The sequence below is a fragment of the Geodermatophilus sp. SYSU D01180 genome (assembly GCF_054050415.1).
In genome coordinates this window covers 122,070-137,530 of sequence record NZ_JBJGZH010000010.1, presented here as the reverse complement: position 1 = coordinate 137,530, position 15,461 = coordinate 122,070, and the positions used below count along the sequence as shown (strand labels likewise).

General features: G+C 76.8%; 14 protein-coding genes and 1 riboswitch. Of the genes, 7 read left to right on the top strand and 7 right to left on the bottom strand.

Annotated elements, in window-relative coordinates:
- Positions 1-46 precede the first annotated feature (46 nt).
- Genes ACI8AA_RS11845 through ACI8AA_RS11835 form a run of 3 tightly spaced genes read left to right on the top strand, consistent with a single transcriptional unit; the run spans position 47 to position 1,901 of the window.
- On the top strand, positions 47-607 hold the full coding sequence (locus tag ACI8AA_RS11845; protein ID WP_457044609.1) for a histidine phosphatase family protein: 561 nt from the start codon (positions 47-49) through the stop codon (positions 605-607).
- Positions 607-1,128, top strand: coding sequence for a bifunctional adenosylcobinamide kinase/adenosylcobinamide-phosphate guanylyltransferase (gene cobU, locus ACI8AA_RS11840; protein WP_457044608.1), 522 nt, complete (start codon positions 607-609; stop codon positions 1,126-1,128). Before ACI8AA_RS11845 ends, cobU begins: the two co-directional genes overlap by 1 nt.
- Positions 1,125-1,901: an adenosylcobinamide-GDP ribazoletransferase gene (locus ACI8AA_RS11835; protein WP_457044607.1), complete on the top strand. Its 777-nt coding sequence runs from the start codon at positions 1,125-1,127 to the stop codon at positions 1,899-1,901. The genes cobU and ACI8AA_RS11835 overlap by 4 nt, the downstream gene beginning before the upstream one ends.
- A gap of 367 nt (positions 1,902-2,268) precedes the next feature.
- On the opposite strand, the gene cobN is transcribed toward ACI8AA_RS11835, so the two are convergent.
- The 6 genes from cobN to ACI8AA_RS11805 form a co-directional block, all read right to left on the bottom strand.
- The gene (gene cobN / locus ACI8AA_RS11830) at positions 2,269-5,895 is read right to left on the bottom strand and encodes a cobaltochelatase subunit CobN (RefSeq protein ID WP_457044606.1); all 3,627 of its coding nucleotides are present in this window, start codon (positions 5,893-5,895) and stop codon (positions 2,269-2,271) included.
- Positions 5,896-5,947: 52 nt separating this feature from the next.
- A riboswitch (cobalamin riboswitch) is annotated at positions 5,948-6,015 on the bottom strand.
- A 78-nt stretch (positions 6,016-6,093) separates the two neighbouring features.
- Positions 6,094-7,080 (bottom strand): ABC transporter substrate-binding protein, encoded by a 987-nt coding sequence (locus ACI8AA_RS11825; protein WP_457044605.1) that lies wholly within the window; start codon positions 7,078-7,080, stop codon positions 6,094-6,096.
- An 85-nt stretch (positions 7,081-7,165) separates the two neighbouring features.
- Positions 7,166-7,618: a YunG family protein gene (locus tag ACI8AA_RS11820; protein WP_457044604.1), complete on the bottom strand. Its 453-nt coding sequence runs from the start codon at positions 7,616-7,618 to the stop codon at positions 7,166-7,168.
- Positions 7,619-7,650: 32 nt separating this feature from the next.
- On the bottom strand, positions 7,651-8,289 hold the full coding sequence (locus ACI8AA_RS11815; protein ID WP_457044603.1) for a TetR/AcrR family transcriptional regulator: 639 nt from the start codon (positions 8,287-8,289) through the stop codon (positions 7,651-7,653).
- Between the two features lie 14 nt (positions 8,290-8,303).
- Entirely contained in the window at positions 8,304-10,169 is a 1,866-nt protein-coding gene (locus ACI8AA_RS11810) for an ABC transporter ATP-binding protein (RefSeq protein ID WP_457044628.1), read from the bottom strand.
- 72 nt (positions 10,170-10,241) lie between these two features.
- Entirely contained in the window at positions 10,242-10,571 is a 330-nt protein-coding gene (locus ACI8AA_RS11805) for a tetratricopeptide repeat protein (RefSeq protein ID WP_457044602.1), read from the bottom strand.
- 152 nt (positions 10,572-10,723) lie between these two features.
- On the opposite strand from ACI8AA_RS11805, the gene ACI8AA_RS11800 reads away from it, so the two are divergent.
- The 3 genes from ACI8AA_RS11800 to ACI8AA_RS11790 are packed head-to-tail and all read left to right on the top strand — an operon-like array spanning position 10,724 to position 13,586.
- Positions 10,724-11,467 carry a DUF4383 domain-containing protein gene (locus tag ACI8AA_RS11800; protein ID WP_457044601.1) on the top strand — a complete coding sequence of 248 codons (744 nt, stop codon included), beginning with the start codon at positions 10,724-10,726 and terminating at the stop codon, positions 11,465-11,467.
- An 18-nt stretch (positions 11,468-11,485) separates the two neighbouring features.
- Positions 11,486-12,427, top strand: a complete 942-nt coding sequence (locus tag ACI8AA_RS11795) for a pyridoxal-phosphate dependent enzyme (protein WP_457044600.1) — start codon at positions 11,486-11,488, stop codon at positions 12,425-12,427.
- A gap of 13 nt (positions 12,428-12,440) precedes the next feature.
- On the top strand, positions 12,441-13,586 hold the full coding sequence (locus tag ACI8AA_RS11790) for a precorrin-3B synthase (protein ID WP_457044599.1): 1,146 nt from the start codon (positions 12,441-12,443) through the stop codon (positions 13,584-13,586).
- Here ACI8AA_RS11790 and ACI8AA_RS11785 read toward each other — a convergent pair.
- Positions 13,583-14,761 carry a glucose-1-phosphate adenylyltransferase family protein gene (locus ACI8AA_RS11785; RefSeq protein ID WP_457044598.1) on the bottom strand — a complete coding sequence of 393 codons (1,179 nt, stop codon included), beginning with the start codon at positions 14,759-14,761 and terminating at the stop codon, positions 13,583-13,585. The genes ACI8AA_RS11790 and ACI8AA_RS11785 overlap by 4 nt on opposite strands.
- A gap of 43 nt (positions 14,762-14,804) precedes the next feature.
- Between ACI8AA_RS11785 and ACI8AA_RS11780 the strand changes: the two genes are divergently transcribed.
- Complete coding sequence (locus ACI8AA_RS11780; protein WP_457044597.1) at positions 14,805-15,425, top strand: precorrin-8X methylmutase; 621 nt, start codon at positions 14,805-14,807, stop codon at positions 15,423-15,425.
- Positions 15,426-15,461 lie beyond the last annotated feature (36 nt).

Here is a 15,461-nt window from a genome sequence, read left to right as displayed (position 1 = left end):
CCGGCCCCGGGCCCCGCGCCCGCCTGCCCTACGCTCGGCGACCACCATGGCCCGCCCGCTCACCCTCCTCCTCGTCCGGCACGGGCAGAGCACCTGGAACGCCGCCGGGCGCATGCAGGGCCAGACGGCGCACGTCCCGCTCACCGAGCAGGGGCACGACCAGGCCCGGGCCGCCGCCCGCGAGCTCGCGGCGCTCGGGCCGGGCGCGATGCTGTCCAGCGACCTGCTGCGGGCGGTGCAGACCGCCGAGCACTGCGCCGCCGCGACGGGGCTGGCGTTCACCACCACGCCGGCGCTGCGCGAGCAGGGCTACGGCGTGCTCGAGGGGCGGCCGTCGCGGGAGCTGTGGGACGTCGTCGACTGGACCGACCCGCACTGGGCGGCCGAGGGCGGCGAGAGCCTGGCCGGCCTGCACGCCCGGGTCGCGGCCCTCCTCGACCGGCTGCGGGCGGACCCGCCGGCCGACGTCGTCGCGCTGGTCACCCACGGCGACACCATCCGCGCCGCGCAGGCGGTGGCCGCCGGGCTGGGCCCCGCGGAGATGCCGGCGGTGACGCCGCACAACGGCACGGTCACCCGGCTGGAGCTCGCGGCGGCGGTCGCCTGATGGCGCGGGTGCTGGTGCTGGGCGGGTCGCGGTCGGGGAAGTCGGCGCACGCCGAGGCGCTGGTGGCCGACCGGCCGGACGTCGTCTACCTGGCCACCTCCGCGCCGGCGCCGGACGACGCCGAGTGGACCCGCCGGGTCGCCGCGCACCGCGCCCGCCGGCCCGCCGGCTGGACGACGCTGGAGACGACGGCGCCCAGCGACCTGCTGCGCGGCGGGACGGTGCTGGTCGACAGCGTGACCACGTGGGTCGCGGCGCTCATGGACGAGACCGGCGTGTGGACCGACGAGCCCGGCGCCCTCGACCGGCTGGCCGGGCGGGTGGACGCGCTGGTCAACGCCTGGGCGATGACCCCGGCGCACGTGGTGGCGGTCAGCGACGAGGTGGGCCTGGGCGTGGTGCCGGAGTCCCGCGCGGGCCGGCTGTTCCGCGACACCCTCGGTGAGGTCAACCAGCGGCTGGCCGGCACCGCCGACGAGGTGTGGTTCGTCGTCGCCGGGCTGCCGCAGCGGCTGCGGTGACGCACCGGCCGAGATGGGCCGGCCCGCTGGAGTCGGTCGGGCTGCTCACCGTGGTCCGGGTGCCCGCCGCCGGGACGACGTCCACCCGCGGGGTGCTGCCGTGGGCTCCGCTGGTCGGGCTGGGGCTGGGCGGCGCCGCGGCCGGGGCCGGCGTGCTGGGCGCGCACCTGGTGTCCCCGCTGACCGGGGCGGTGGCGGCGCTGGCCGTGCTCGCCTGGCTGACCCGGGCGCTGCACCTGGACGGGCTGGCCGACACCGCCGACGGCCTCGGTCCGCTGCGCGGCCGGGAGCGGGCGCTGCAGGTGATGCACCAGGGCGACGTCGGCCCGTTCGGCGTGGTGACGCTGGTCCTCGTGCTGCTGCTGCAGGCGGCGGCGGGCGCGGCGCTGCTGGCGGCCGACGGCGGCTGGCTCGCGCTGTGGACGGCGGTGGTCGTGGCCCGGCTGGCGATGGCCCGCACCGGGCTGCCCGGCACGCAGACCGCCGAGGGCTCGTCGCTCGGGCGGGCGGTGGCCGGGACCGTGTCGGCGCCCTGGCTCGCGGGCTGGGGGCTGCTGGTGGTCGGCGGTGCGGCCGCGGCGGGGTGGGCGGCCGGCGGCCCCGGCACCGGGGTGGCGCTGGCGGCGGCCGCGGGAGCCGGCCTGCTCGCGGCCGAGCTCGTCCGCGCCCGCGCGACGGCCCGCCTCGGCGGCGTCACCGGGGACGTCATGGGGGCGATGGGCGAGGCGGCGGCGACCGCCGTGCTGCTGGTCGCCGCCGCCCCGCTGACCTAGGAGGTCCGCCCGCGGCTCAGCGGCGGCCGGTCAGCGAGCCGAGCAGGCGGCTCAGCCCGCCGGAGGCGGCGGTCGTCGGCTTGCCGCGGCCGAAGCGCCGGGTCGGCGTCGGGGTCGCCATCTTGGAGCGACCCATGCCCCGGCCGGACGACACGCGGCGGCCGGTGGCGGCGCGACCGGCCGTCCCGCGCCCGGTGGTCCGGCCGGCGGCGGCGCGGCCCCCGGCGGCTCCGCGACGAGCCGTGGTCTCAGCAGTGCCCAGGAGTCGGTTCAGGATGCCCATGGAGATCGACTACCCGGCCACACGGGGGGCCGAACCGTTTCCGGATCGGTACCGCGCGTCGTCACGAGTCGTGATCACCCCTGCTCAGGCCTGCGCCCCCGACTGCGCCGGCGTCTCGCCGCCCTCGAGGTCGCCCTCGGTGTCGAGGTAGGCCTGCCGCAGCCCGGCCAGCAGGTCCGGGTCCGGCTCGGCCCACATCCCCCGGTCGACCGCCTCCAGCAGCCGCTCGGCGATGCCGTGCAGCGCCCACGGGTTGGACCGCTCCATGAACTCGCGGTTCTCCGGGTCGAGCACGTAGGTCTCGGTGAGCTTCTCGTACATCCAGTCGGCCACCACGCCGGTCGTGGCGTCGTAGCCGAACAGGTAGTCGACGGTCGCGGCCAGCTCGAAGGCGCCCTTGTAGCCGTGCCGGCGCATCGCCGAGAGCCACTTCGGGTTGACCACCCGGGCGCGGAACACCCGCGAGGTCTCCTCGGTCAGCGAGCGGGTGCGCACCTGCTCGGGCCGGGTCGAGTCGCCGATGTAGGCGTGCGGCGCGGAGCCGGTCAGCGCCCGGACCGTCGCCACCATCCCGCCGTGGTACTGGAAGTAGTCGTCGGAGTCGGCGATGTCGTGCTCGCGGGTGTCGACGTTCTTCGCCGCCACCGCGATCCGCCGGTACGCCGCCTCCATGTCCGGCCGGGCCTGCACGCCGTCGAGGTCGCGGCCGTAGGCGTAGCCGCCCCACACCGCGTACACCTCGGCCAGGTCGGCGTCGCCGCGCCAGTCGCGGGAGTCGATGAGCGACAGCAGCCCCGCCCCGTAGGCGCCGGGCTTGGAGCCGAACACCCGCGTGGTGGCCCGCCGCCGGTCCCCGTGCTCCGTGACGTCGGCGTCCACGTGGGCGCGCACGAAGTTCTGCCCGGGGGTCTCGTCGAGAGCGGCGACCAGCGTCACCGCGTCGTCGAGCATGGTCACCACGTGCGGGAAGGCGTCCCGGAAGAAGCCCGAGATGCGCACGGTGACGTCGATCCGCGGACGGCCCAGCTCCTCCAGCGGCACCGCCTCCAGCGACGTGACCCGTCGCGAGGCGTCGTCCCACACCGGGCGGACGCCGAGCAGCGCGAGCACCTCGGCGACGTCGTCGCCGGAGGTGCGCATCGCCGAGGTCCCCCACACCGACAGCCCGACCGAGCGCGGCCACTCCCCCGTGTCGGCGCGGTAGCGCTCCAGCAGCGAGTCGGCCATCGCCTGGCCGGTCTCCCACGCCAGCCGCGAGGGCACCGCGCGCGGGTCGACCGAGTAGAAGTTCCGCCCGGTCGGCAGCACGTTGACCAGCCCGCGCAGCGGCGAGCCCGACGGTCCGGCCGGCACGTACCCGCCGTCGAGGGCGTGCAGCGTGGCGTCGAGCTCGTCGGTGGTCCGCTCCAGCCGCGGCACCACCTCCTCGACGGCGAACCGCAGCACGTCCGCGACGGCGGAGTCCTCCCGCCCCAGCACCTCGCGCACGACCGGCCCGACGGCGCCGATCGTCCAGCCGGCGTCCTCCATGCCCGAGACCAGCGCGTGCGCCTGCGACTCGACGAGATCGGTGGCCGCGCGCCCGGCGGTGCCGTCCTCGGTCAGCCCCAGCGCCTCGCGCAGCCCGGGCAGCGCGACCGCACCGCCCCAGATCTGCCGCGCCCGCAGCATCGCCAGCACCAGGTCCACCCGGTCCTGGCCCGAGGGCGGGACGCCGAGCACGTGCAGGCCGTCGCGGATCTGCGAGTCCTTGATCTCGCAGAGCCAGCCGTCGACGTGGAGGATCATCTCGTCGAAGTGGTCGTCCTCCGGCCGCTCGGCGAGCCCGAGGTCGTGGTCGAGCTTCGCGGCCTGCAGCAGCGTCCAGATCTGCGCCCGGACGGCGGGCAGCTTCGCCGGGTCCATCGCGGCCACGTTGGCGTGCTCGTCGAGCAGCTGCTCGAGCCGGGCGATGTCGCCGTAGGAGTCCGCGCGCGCCATCGGCGGCACCATGTGGTCGACCAGCGTGGCGTGCGCGCGGCGCTTGGCCTGCGAGCCCTCCCCCGGGTCGTTGACGAGGAACGGGTAGACCAGCGGCAGGTCGCCGATCGCGGCGTCGGGCCCGCACGAGGCCGACAGCCCCACCGTCTTGCCCGGCAGCCACTCCAGGTTGCCGTGCTTGCCGACGTGCACCAGCGCGTGCGCGCCGAACACCGACCGCAGCCACCAGTAGGCGGCCAGGTAGTGGTGCGAGGGCGGCAGGTCGGGGTCGTGGTAGATCGCGATGGGGTTCTCGCCGAAGCCGCGCGGCGGCTGCACCATCACGACGACGTTGCCCGCGCGCAGCGCCGCGAAGACGATGGCGGGGCCGTCGGGTCCGGAGTCGTCGACGAACAGCGAGCCCGGCGCCTCGCCCCAGTGCGACACCATCGCCTCGCGCAGGTCGGCGGGCAGCGTGTCGAAGAACCGCCGGTACTCCGCGGCCGGGATGCGCACCGGGTTGCCCGACAGCTGCTCCTCGGTCAGCCAGTCGGCGTCCTGCCCGCCGGCGGCGATCAGCGCGTGGAACAGCGCGTCGCCGTCGAGGTCGGCCACGCCGGGCAGCGCGTCGGGCCCGTCGAACGGGCCGATGTCGTAGCCCTGCCCCTGCATGGCGGCCAGCAGCCGCACCACCGACGCCGGGGTGTCCAGGCCGACCGCGTTGCCGATCCGCGCGTGCTTGGTGGGGTAGGCCGACAGCATCAGCACGATCCGGCGCTCGGCGGGCGGGGTGTGCCGCAGCCGGGCGTGCGCCACCGCGGTGCCGGCCACCCGCGCCGCGCGCTCGGGGTCGGCGACGTAGGAGGTCAGGCCGTCCTCGTCGGTCTCCTTGAAGGAGAACGGCACGCTGATCAGCCGGCCGTCGAACTCGGGGATGGCCACCTGGTTGCCGACGTCGAGCGGCGAGAGGCCGTCGTCGTCGGCCAGCCACTCCGCGCGCGAGCGGGTCAGGCACAGGCCCTGGACGAGCGGCACGTCGAGTGCGGCGAGCTGCCCGACGTCCCAGGCGCCGTCGTCGCCACCGGCGGACGCCGTCGCCGGCCGGGAGCCGCCCGCGGCAAGCACCGTCACGACGAGCGCGTCGGCGGTGCGCAGCACGTCGAGCAGGTCGGCGGGGACGCTGCGCAGCGAGCTCACGAACACCGGGAGCGCCTGCCCGCCGGCGTCCTCGACCGCGGAGCACAGGGCGTCCACGAACGCCGTGTTCCCGGCCAGGTGGTGCGCCCGGTAGTAGAGGACGGCGATCCGCGGGCCGCTCCCCCGGCCCGCCCGCTCCACGACGCCCCAGTCCGGCGCCACCGATGGCGGCTCGAAGCCCTCGCCGGTGAGCAGCACGGTGTCGGACAGGAAGCGGTGCAGCTGCACGAGGTTGTCCGGCCCGCCCTGGGCCAGGTAGCCGTGCGCCTCGGTGGCCACGCCCATCGGGACGGTGGACAGCTCCATCAGCTCGGCGTCGGGCACCTGCTCCCCGCCGAGGACGACGACCGGCGCCGGCCCGGCCAGCAGCGGCGCGAGCATCTCCTCGTACTGCCGCCGCACGCCGAGGATCCGGACGACGACGAGCTGCGCGCCCTCGGTCAGCGCCGCGATGCCGCCGGCGCCGAGGCGGACCGGGTTGCCCAGCCGCCAGTCGGCGCCGCTGGCGCGGGCGGAGAGCAGGTCGGTGTCACTGGTGGAGAGCAGGGCGAACACGCAGCGTCCTCACTCGGGGTCCGCGCCCCGGGCCGTCGGGCACGGCAGCCGGAGTGTCTGGCTCCCCCGGTCGCCCGGGGTCACAGTGGCGGGACCGCGCCGGGCTCGCACCGGCTTCCTGCGCGCACTGCCGTGATGGGGAGACGGTACCGCCCGGGCCGGCCCGCCCCGGCCGCGTGGCCGGGGCGGAGCGGGACCTCAGCCGAGGACCGGCACAGTGGTGGACGGGTCGCCGTCCGCGGCGGCGGCCAGGGACGGCACCACCTCGTCCAGCAGGTAGGGCAGCGAGAGCGGGCTGCCGAAGCCGAGCGCGGCGGACACGTCACCGGAGTAGCCGCCGAGCAGGACCGTGCGGCCCTGGGTCACCACGTCGAGGGCGGAGAACAGCGCGTCCCCGTCGGCGGCGGCCTGGTCGTAGCCGTTCACCGCCAGCACGTCCGCCTCCAGCAGGTCCAGCCGCTCCTGGCTGACGTCGGTGCTGGTCTCCGGGACGGTGAAGCCGAGATCGGTGAAGAACTGGGTGCGCAGGTCGTCAGCGCCGAGCAGGTAGTGGCCCGAGCCGACGCCCGTGAGGTCCACGGCGAGCGAGCTGCCGGCGAAGTCCGGGTTCTCCTCGATCGCCTGCTGGAACCGGCCCTCGACGTCGTCGACGAGCTGCTGCGCCTCGTCCTCGCGGCCGAGCGCCCGACCGATGAGGAGGGTCTGCTCCTGCCACGGGGTGGCGCCGTCGGCGTACTCGTCGGTCTGCGCGAGCGTCGGTGCGATGCCCGACAGCTGCTCGTAGTCCGCCTCGTCCATGAAGGAGTACACGCCGACGATCAGGTCGGGCTCGAGCGCGGCGACGGCCTCGAGGTCGATCTCCTCGCCGCCCACGGTCGGGATCTCCTCGTCCGGCAGCTGCTCCTGCGCCCAGGGACGGGTCACGGCGTCGTAGTCGCCCAGGAGCTCGCGCTCGCCGACCGGGGTGACGCCCAGGGCCAGCACGAAGTCCTGGTCGTTGAAGCCGACGGTGACCACGCGCTGCGGCTCGGCGGGGATCTCGGTGGTGCCGAACCTGTTCTCGATGGTGACCGGCCAGGCGCCGTCGCTGCCGTCGGCGGCCGAGGCCGCGGGCTCGTCGTCGGCGCTCCCGCCGCAGGCGGCGAGCCCGGTGACGAGGAGGGCGGCGGCCGCGGTCAGCGTCACACGCCGCACGCGGTTCCGGAGGGGGTGGTGCGGCACGGTCGGCTCCTGACCTCGGCGATCAACTAGTGGTCAGGTTAGCCTGCCCTTACCCGATCCCCGGAGCCCGGTTCCCGTCCGGTCGCGTCCGGTGCCGGTCGGGGTGCTGCTGGTCGCCGGTCGTCCGATCGAGGGCGTCGAGCACCGCCGTGCGCAGCCGGAGGTACTGCGCGCGGTTGTAGCCGGGCAGCCCGGGCGGGCGGACGACGACCCGCGGCTCCCCCACGACCTCGTGCGGGGCGAACTGCTCGCGGGTGAGGTCGACCTCGCGGCCGCCGGGCAGCCGGTTCCACCAGTGCACGCCCTGCCGGGAGCCGTCGGTCCGGCGCACCTCGGCCAGCAGCAGCTCGCCGCCGAGCAGGTCGTGCACGGTGAGCGCGGTGGCGCCGCACTGGCCGCGCGCGGGGTTGCCCGGCGTCCAGTCGGCGAGGTCGCTGTCGTCGCAGGTCTCCCGGCACCAGGCCGCGCGCACGGCGGCGGTCACCTCGTCGAGCGTGGGCACGGGCGGCACCCTGCCAGGGGGAACCGACACCGTCAGCGCAGCAGCAGCCGCTCGACCGCGCCGGGCAGCCAGTCGGCGTAGCGCTCCGGCGGCCAGCCGCAGCCGCGGACCAGCCGGGACTGCGTCTGCGGGGAGAACACCGACCAGACGACGTCGACAGCGGCCTCGACGTCGAGGTCGGCGCGCAGGTCGCCGGCGAACGCCCGGACCAGCGCGGTCGTGTCGGTGCGCCGCCGCCGCTCGTAGTCGGCGTACGCCGCCCCGACCTCCGGGTCGACCGCGGCCGCGGCGGCGAAGACGTCCTGCATGGGCAGCGTGGCGGCGGTCGTCTCCAGCGCCAGCCGGTGCAGCGCCGCCAGCCGGCCGGCCCGGTCGGGCGCGGCGAGCAGCTCGGCGAAGGGGCCCAGCTCCCGGACGGTGCGCTCGTCGGAGCCGACGAGCGCCGGGTCGACGCACGCGAGCAGCACCGCCGCCTTCCCGCCCTGCGCGAACACGGTCGGCACCGAGACCCCGGCGGCCGCCGCGACGTCGCGCATCGTCGTCGCCGCGTAGCCGCGCTCCACGAAGCAGCGGGTCGCGGCCTCCAGCACCTGCACCCGGGTGCGCTGCGCCTGCTCGGCGCGCAGCGCGGAGCGGTAGACCCCGCCGGATCGCGCTGGTGCGCCTCGCACCGGCCGGCTGGCCCTCAGGCGGCCAGCGGCCGGCCGAACTGGGTGCGGTACAGCTCGGCGTAGCGGCCGCCGAGGGCGAGCAGGTCCTCGTGCCGGCCGCGCTCGACGACCCGGCCGCCCTCCAGCACGAGGATGCAGTCGGCCGCGCGCACGGTGGACAGCCGGTGCGCGATGACGATCGCCGTCCGCCCCTCGAGCGCCCCGTCGAGGGCCGCCTGCACTGCGGCCTCCGACGTGGCGTCGAGGTGGGCGGTCGCCTCGTCCAGCAGCACCACGCGCGGGCGGGCCAGCAGCAGCCGGGCGATGGTCAGCCGCTGCCGCTCGCCGCCGGAGAAGCGGTAGCCGCGCTCGCCGACCACGGTGTCCAGGCCGTCGGGCAGCGCGCGGACCAGGTCGGCCAGCCGGGCGCGGGCGAGGGCGTCCCACAGGTCGTCGTCGGTGGCGTCCGGCGCGGCGAGCAGCAGGTTGTCCCGCAGCGACTCGTGGAACAGGTGCCCGTCCTGGGTCACCACGCCGACCGTGCGCCGGATCGAGGCAGCGGTCAGGTCGCGGACGTCGACGCCGCCCAGCCGGACGGCGCCGGCGTCGACGTCGTACAGGCGCGGCACCAGGGAGGCGATCGTCGACTTGCCCGCGCCCGAGGACCCGACCAGCGCGACCACCTGGCCCGGCCGCACGGTGAACGACACGTCGTGCAGCACGTCGACGCCGCCGCGGCCGTCGAGCCGGGCGACGTCCTCCAGCGAGGCCAGCGACACCCGGTCGGCCGCCGGGTAGGCGAAGGTGACGCCGTCCAGCTCCACCTCCACCGGCCCGTCGGGGACGTCGACGGCGCCGGCGTGCTCGCGGACCAGCGGCACCAGGTCGAGCACCTCGAAGACCCGCTCGAAGCTGACCAGCGCCGAGGAGACGTCGACCCGGGCGCTCGCCAGAGCGGTCAGCGGCGCGTAGAGCCGGGTGAGCAGCAGCGCCAGCGCCACCACCGCGCCCGGGTCGAGCGCGCCGGCCAGCGCGTACGCCCCGCCCAGGCCGTAGACCAGGGCGAGCGCCAGCGCCGAGACCAGCGTGAGCGCGCTGATGAACGCCCACTGCACCATCGCCGTCCGCACCCCGACGTCGCGGACCGCCCGCGCCCGGCCGGCGAACCGGGCCGACTCGCGGCCGGGGTCGCCGAGCAGCTTGACCAGCGTCGCGCCCGGGGCGGAGAACCGCTCGGTCGTCTGGCCGGTCATCGCCGCGTTGGCGACGGCGGCGGTGCGGCTCAGCGCGGCCAGGCGGCGGCCGATCCGCCGGGCGGGGAGCAGGAACACCGGCAGGAGGAGCAGCGCCAGCACGGTCACCTGCCAGGACAGGGTCAGCATCGCCACGAGCGCGAGGACCAGCGTGACGGTGTTGCTGACGATCCCCGACAGGGTGTCGCTGAAGGCCCGCTGGGCGCCGAGGACGTCGTTGTCCAGGCGGGACACGAGCGCGCCGGTGCGGGTGCGCGTGAAGAAGGCGACCGGCATCCGCTGCACGTGGTCGAACACGGCGGTGCGCAGGTCGAGGATCAGCCCCTCGCCGAGGCTCGCCGACAGGTACCGGCCGACCAGCCCGAGCGCGGTGGCGAGGACGGCGAGCACGGCGATGGTGACCGCGAGGCCGACGACGACGGAGGTGGCGGCGCCGTCGACGATCGCGTCGACGACCCGGCCGGCCAGCAGCGGCGAGGCCACCGTGAGCACCGCCTCGACGATGCCGACGGCGACGTAGCCGGTGATGCGCGCCCGGTGCGGGCGGGCGAAGGCGAGCACCCGGCGCAGGGTCGCGCGGGTGACGGCGCGGCGGTCGGGGCGGGCGTGCGTCGCGCGGGACAGCGCCGACCACGCCGTCATCTCCATGCTCACGCGGCGGACGCTAGGACCTCCAGTCGACTCGAGGTCAAGCGTCCGCCGGCGGTCGAGCAGGAACGGTCAGGCGGCGCCGAGGGCGTCGGCGACGCGGTGGTGGGCGACGGCCTCGTCGCGGCGGCTCTGCCGCTCCAGCGTGCGGGCCAGCGCGCGGCGGGCCCACCCGTTGGCCGGCGCGAGGTCGACCAGCCGGCGCAGCGCCGACTCCGCGCGCTGCAGCTGGGCCGAGCCGAAGTAGCTGCGGGCGAGCAGCTCGAGGGCGGCCTCGTTGCCCGGCTCGGCCTCGACGAGCGGCTCGAGCAGGCGGGCGGCCTCGATGGGCTGCCCCATGGAGAGGAAGAGGTCGGCGCGGAGGAACTCCGAGTGCAGGTCGGGAGAGAACGGCTGGGTCACGCCGGCGGAACGACGGCGCGGCGCCCGCTCTTCCCGAGATCACGACACGCCCGGCGTGCGCGGAGGACGAGAAGGTCCGGAACGAACTGCATCCGGACACGACCGGATCGGGAACAACCGGTGTCAGCACCACCGACCCGAGGAGCACGACCATGGCCCTGTCGCTGCACCGCCACCGGACGGCCGACCGCGCACGGACCGGCACCGCCGCCCCCGCCCCGTCCGCTGACACCCCCGCCGGGACCGCCCCCGCCGCGCCCGGCAACCGCGTCTACGCCGTCCAGCGCACCGGCGCGTTCGTCGTCGCCGGGATCATCGCCGTCTTCGGCGTCCTGGGCCTGGCCAACGGCCTGGCCTTCTTCTCCACCGAGGGCCAGCGCATCCTCGGCATGTCGTCCAACGGCCTGCTGTCGGTGATCTCGCTGGTCACGGCGGTCGTGCTGGTCGTCGCCGCCTTCCGCAGCCCCCGCACCGCGTCGACGGTCATGATCGTCATCGGCGTGCTGTTCCTGGTGTCGGCGCTGGCCAACCTCGCGGTGCTCAACACCGGGCTGAACCTCCTGGCGTTCCGGCTGAGCAACGTCGGCTTCTCCGTCGCCGCGGGCCTGGTGCTGCTGCTGCTCGGCGCCTACGGCCGGGTCAGCGGCAACCTGCCGCCGGACAGCCCGTACGCCCGCGAGCGGGACGAGGTGCCGCCGGTCCCGGCCGACGAGTACCCGTCGACGCCGGCCGAGTTCGCCGCCGAGCGGGCGATGCGCGACGCCGAGGTCGCCGTCGTCCAGCACGTGGCCTCCTTCGACCAGCGCCGCCGGGTCGCCGCCATGGCGCAGGTGACCAGCCGCAAGGAGCGCCGCGAGGTGTGGATGTCCTTCGACCGGGCCCGCCGCGACGCCTGACCCCGGCACGATGCGGGGGTGACCGTCCGCCTGGCGCACTGGCCCACCCCGCTCGACCCGGCACCGCGGCTCGCCGCCGCCCTCGGCCTGCGGCCCGGGGACCTGGCGGTGAAGCGGGACGACCTGACCGACCTCGGCGGCGGCAACAAGGTGCGCAAGCTCGAGCACCTCGTCGCCGAGGCGACCGGGGACGGCGCGACCGTCCTGGTCACCAGCGGCGGCGTGCAGAGCAACCACGCGCGGATGACCGCCGCGGCCGCCGCGCGGCTGGGGCTGGGTGCCGTGCTGGTGCTGCACGGCACGCCGTCGGCGCAGCGGCCCGGGAACCTGGCGCTGGAGGGCGCGCTCGGGGCCCGCGTGGTCGTGGTCGCCGGCCCGGACGACGTCGACGCCCGGGTGGCCGAGGTGGCCGCCGAGCTGCGGGCGGCCGGCGAGGTGCCCGCGGTGCTGCCGCTGGGCGGCTCGTCGCCCACCGGCGCGCGGGGCTACCTGGCCTGCGCGGACGAGCTGCGGGAGCAGGCGCCCGGCGCCCGGCACGTCGTCGTCGCGGTCGGCTCCGGCGGCACGATGGCCGGCCTGGTGGCCGGGCTCGGCGCCGAGCGGGTGCTCGGCGTCGACACCGGGGCGGTGCCCGACCCGGCGGAGCGGGTGGCGGCGCTGGTGACGGCGCTCGGCGGCTCGGCGGCAGGGCTGCGGCTGCGCCGCGACCAGGTGGGCGACGGCTACGGCGCGCGCACCGACGCCGCCGTCGCGGCGCTGCGGACGGCGGCCGGCACCGAGGGGCTGCTGCTCGACCCCGTCTACACGGCCAAGGCGCTGGCCGGGCTGGCCGCCGCGGTGGCCGACGGCTCGGTCCGGCCCGGCGAGCGGACGGTGTTCGTGCACACCGGCGGGCTGCCCGGCCTGTTCGGGCACCCGGTGGCCGCCGAGCTCGCCGCCGGGGTGGTGGGGGCGTCGTAGCCTCGCGGGCGCGATGACGACGCCCCGACCTCGCGCCGACGCCTGCCCCGGCGCGCTGCAGACGCACTCCGCCGCCGACGGCGAGCTCGCCCGCGTGCGGGTGCCCGGCGGCCTGCTCGGCGCCGCCCAGCTGCGGGTGCTCGCCGCCGCCGCGCGCGACCTCGGCGACGGCGCCCTCGAGATGACCAGCCGGGGCAACCTGCAGCTGCGCGGGCTGGCCGCCGGCGCCGCGCGGGAGCTGGGCGACCGGCTCGCCGGCGGGGGCCTGCTGCCCAGCGAGACGCACGAGCGGGTGCGCAACGTGCTGGCCAGCGCGCTGACCGGCCGCGCCGGCGGGCTGCTCGACGCCCGGCCGTGGGTGGCCGCGCTCGACGCCGGCCTGTGCGCCGACCCCGCCCTCGCCGCGCTGCCGGGCCGCTACCTGGCGACGCTGGACGACGGCCGCGGCGACGTGTCCGGGCTCGGCGGCGACGTCGGCCTGCTGGCGCTGTCGCCGTCCTCGGTGGCGCTGCTGCTCGGCGGGGCGGACAGCGGGCTGCGCGCGGACGCCGACGGCGCCGTCGGCCTGCTGCTCGCCGCCACCCGCGCCTTCCTCGCCGAGCGCGCCGCGCAGGGCGGCACCGCCTGGCGGCTGGCCGAGCTCGACGACGGCCCGGCCCGCGTGGCCGCGCGGCTGGGCGGCACCCCGGTCGCGCCGGTCGCCGTCCCCGCCGCACCGGAGACGGGCCCGGTCGGCGCGGAGACGCAGGCCGACGGGCGGACCGCGCTGGTCGGCATCGTCCCCCTCGGCCGGCTCTCCGCCGACCAGGCCGACCTGCTCGCGTCGCTGACCGACGGGGTGCAGCTGACCCCGTGGCGCAGCGTCGTCGTGCCCGACCTGGCCGAGGACCGCGTGGACGACGCCGCGGTCGACCTGTACCGCACCGGCGTGGTGTTCGACGCCGAGAGCCCGTGGGCGCAGGTCACCGCGTGCGCCGGCCGGCCCGGCTGCGCGAAGTCGCGGGCCGACGTCCGGGCCGACGCCGCGGCGGCGGTCGCGTCCGGCACCGTCCCGGAGGGCGTCCGCCTGCACTGGGCCGGCTGCGAGCGCCGCTGCGGCCGCCCGCGCGGGGAGGTCCTCGACGTCGTCGCGACCCTCGACGGCTACCGCGTGGGCTAGTCGTCGTCCGGGTCCGGGTACCGGGCCCCGGCCGGGACCTCCGTGCCCTCGGGGACGGACACCGCGCGGCCGACCAGCGTGACGTCGCCGTCGCCGCCGATGGTGGCGCCGCGGCCGACGTCGACGCGGTCGTCGACCACCGCGCGGGTCACGGTCGCGCCGGAGCGCACCCGCACCCCCGGCAGCAGGACCGAGTCGACGACGGTCGCCCCGGCCTCGACCACCACGCCGGGCGAGAGCACCGACCCGCGGACGTTCCCGGACACCCGGGTGCCGCCCGACAGCAGGCTGTTCTCGATCTGGCCGTCGTCGAGGACCCGGGCGGCGCTGTGCCGGCCGCCGCGGGTGTGGATCGGCCAGCCGGGGGCGTCGAGGTCGATCGGCGGCTCGTCCGACAGGAACTCCTGGTGCGCCTCCCAGTACGCGGGGACCGTGCCGACGTCCCGCCAGTAGCCCTTCAGCGGGTGGGCCCGGGCGCCGCCGTCGCGGGTCTGCGCCGGGAGCAGGTGGGTGCCGAGGTCCTCGAGCCCCTCCTCGCCGACCTCCGACCGCAGCTGCTCCAGCCGGTCCAGCGTGGGCCCCGGGTCGAAGACGAACACCTCGTTGGTGGCGGTGGTCGTGGCCGGCTCGTCGGGCTTGTAGGCGTAGCCGGTCACCCGGTCGCCGTCGACCTCGACGATGCCGTAGCGCGCGGCGTCGTCGGCGGCGACCTCGGTGGTCACCATCGTCACCTCGGCGCCCGACTGCAGGTGCGCCTCGGCGACCTCGCGGTAGTCGAGCTCGTAGACGGCGTCCGCGCTGACCACGACCAGCGCCTCCAGGCCGAACTGGCGGATCAGCTCGGCCTGCCGCCACAGCGAGTTCGCCGTCCCGGTGTTCCAGCCGCCGCGCTCGGTGCCCTGGAACGGCGGCAGCGTCATCAGCCCGCCGGTCGTGCGGTCGAGGTCCCACGGCCGGCCGTTGGCCAGGTGGTCGGCCAGCGACGCCGGGTGCTGCTGGATCGACACCCACACGTCGGGGATGCCCGAGTGCTGGCAGTTGCTCAGCGGGAAGTCGATCAGCCGGTACACCCCGGCGAACGGGACGGCGGGCTTGGCGCGGTGCTCGGTGAGCAGCTGCAGGCGCCCACCGGCGCCACCGGCGAGGACGAGGACGAGCAGGCGGGGAAGGGCCATGCCCTCGGCTACCCGCTCCGTGCGCGACGTAGCCTCCTGCCCGATGTACGAGTACGAGAAGGACGGCGCCGAGATCTACCGGCAGTCGTTCGCGACGATCCGCGCCGAGGCGGACCTCGCCGGCCTGCCCGAGGACCTCGCGCGGGTGGTCGTCCGGATGATCCACGCCTGTGGTCAGGTGGACCTGGTCGCCGACGTCGCCGCGAGCCCCGACGTCGTCCGGCTCGCCCGCGAGGCCCTCGACGCCGGCGCGCCCGTCCTGTGCGACGCGCAGATGGTCGCCTCCGGCGTCACGCGCCGCCGGCTGCCGAAGGACAACGACGTCGTCTGCACCCTGGGCGACCCGCGCGTCCCGGCGCTGGCCGCCGCGCTCGGCACCACCCGCACCGCCGCCGCGCTGGAGCTGTGGCGCGACCGGCTCGACGGCGCCGTCGTGGCCGTCGGCAACGCGCCCACCGCGCTGTTCCACCTGCTCGAGATCGTCGCCGCGGGCGGGCCCCGCCCGGCCGCCGTCCTCGGCATCCCGGTCGGCTTCATCGGCGCGGCCGAGTCCAAGGAGGCGCTGGCGGCCTCCGACCTGCCGTTCCTCGTGGTCCGCGGCCGGCGGGGCGGCAGCGCCATGGCCGCGGCCGCGGTCAACGCGATCGCGAGCGACGTCGAGTGACCGCGGGGATGTCGGAGATGGCCATTCCTGCCGCCG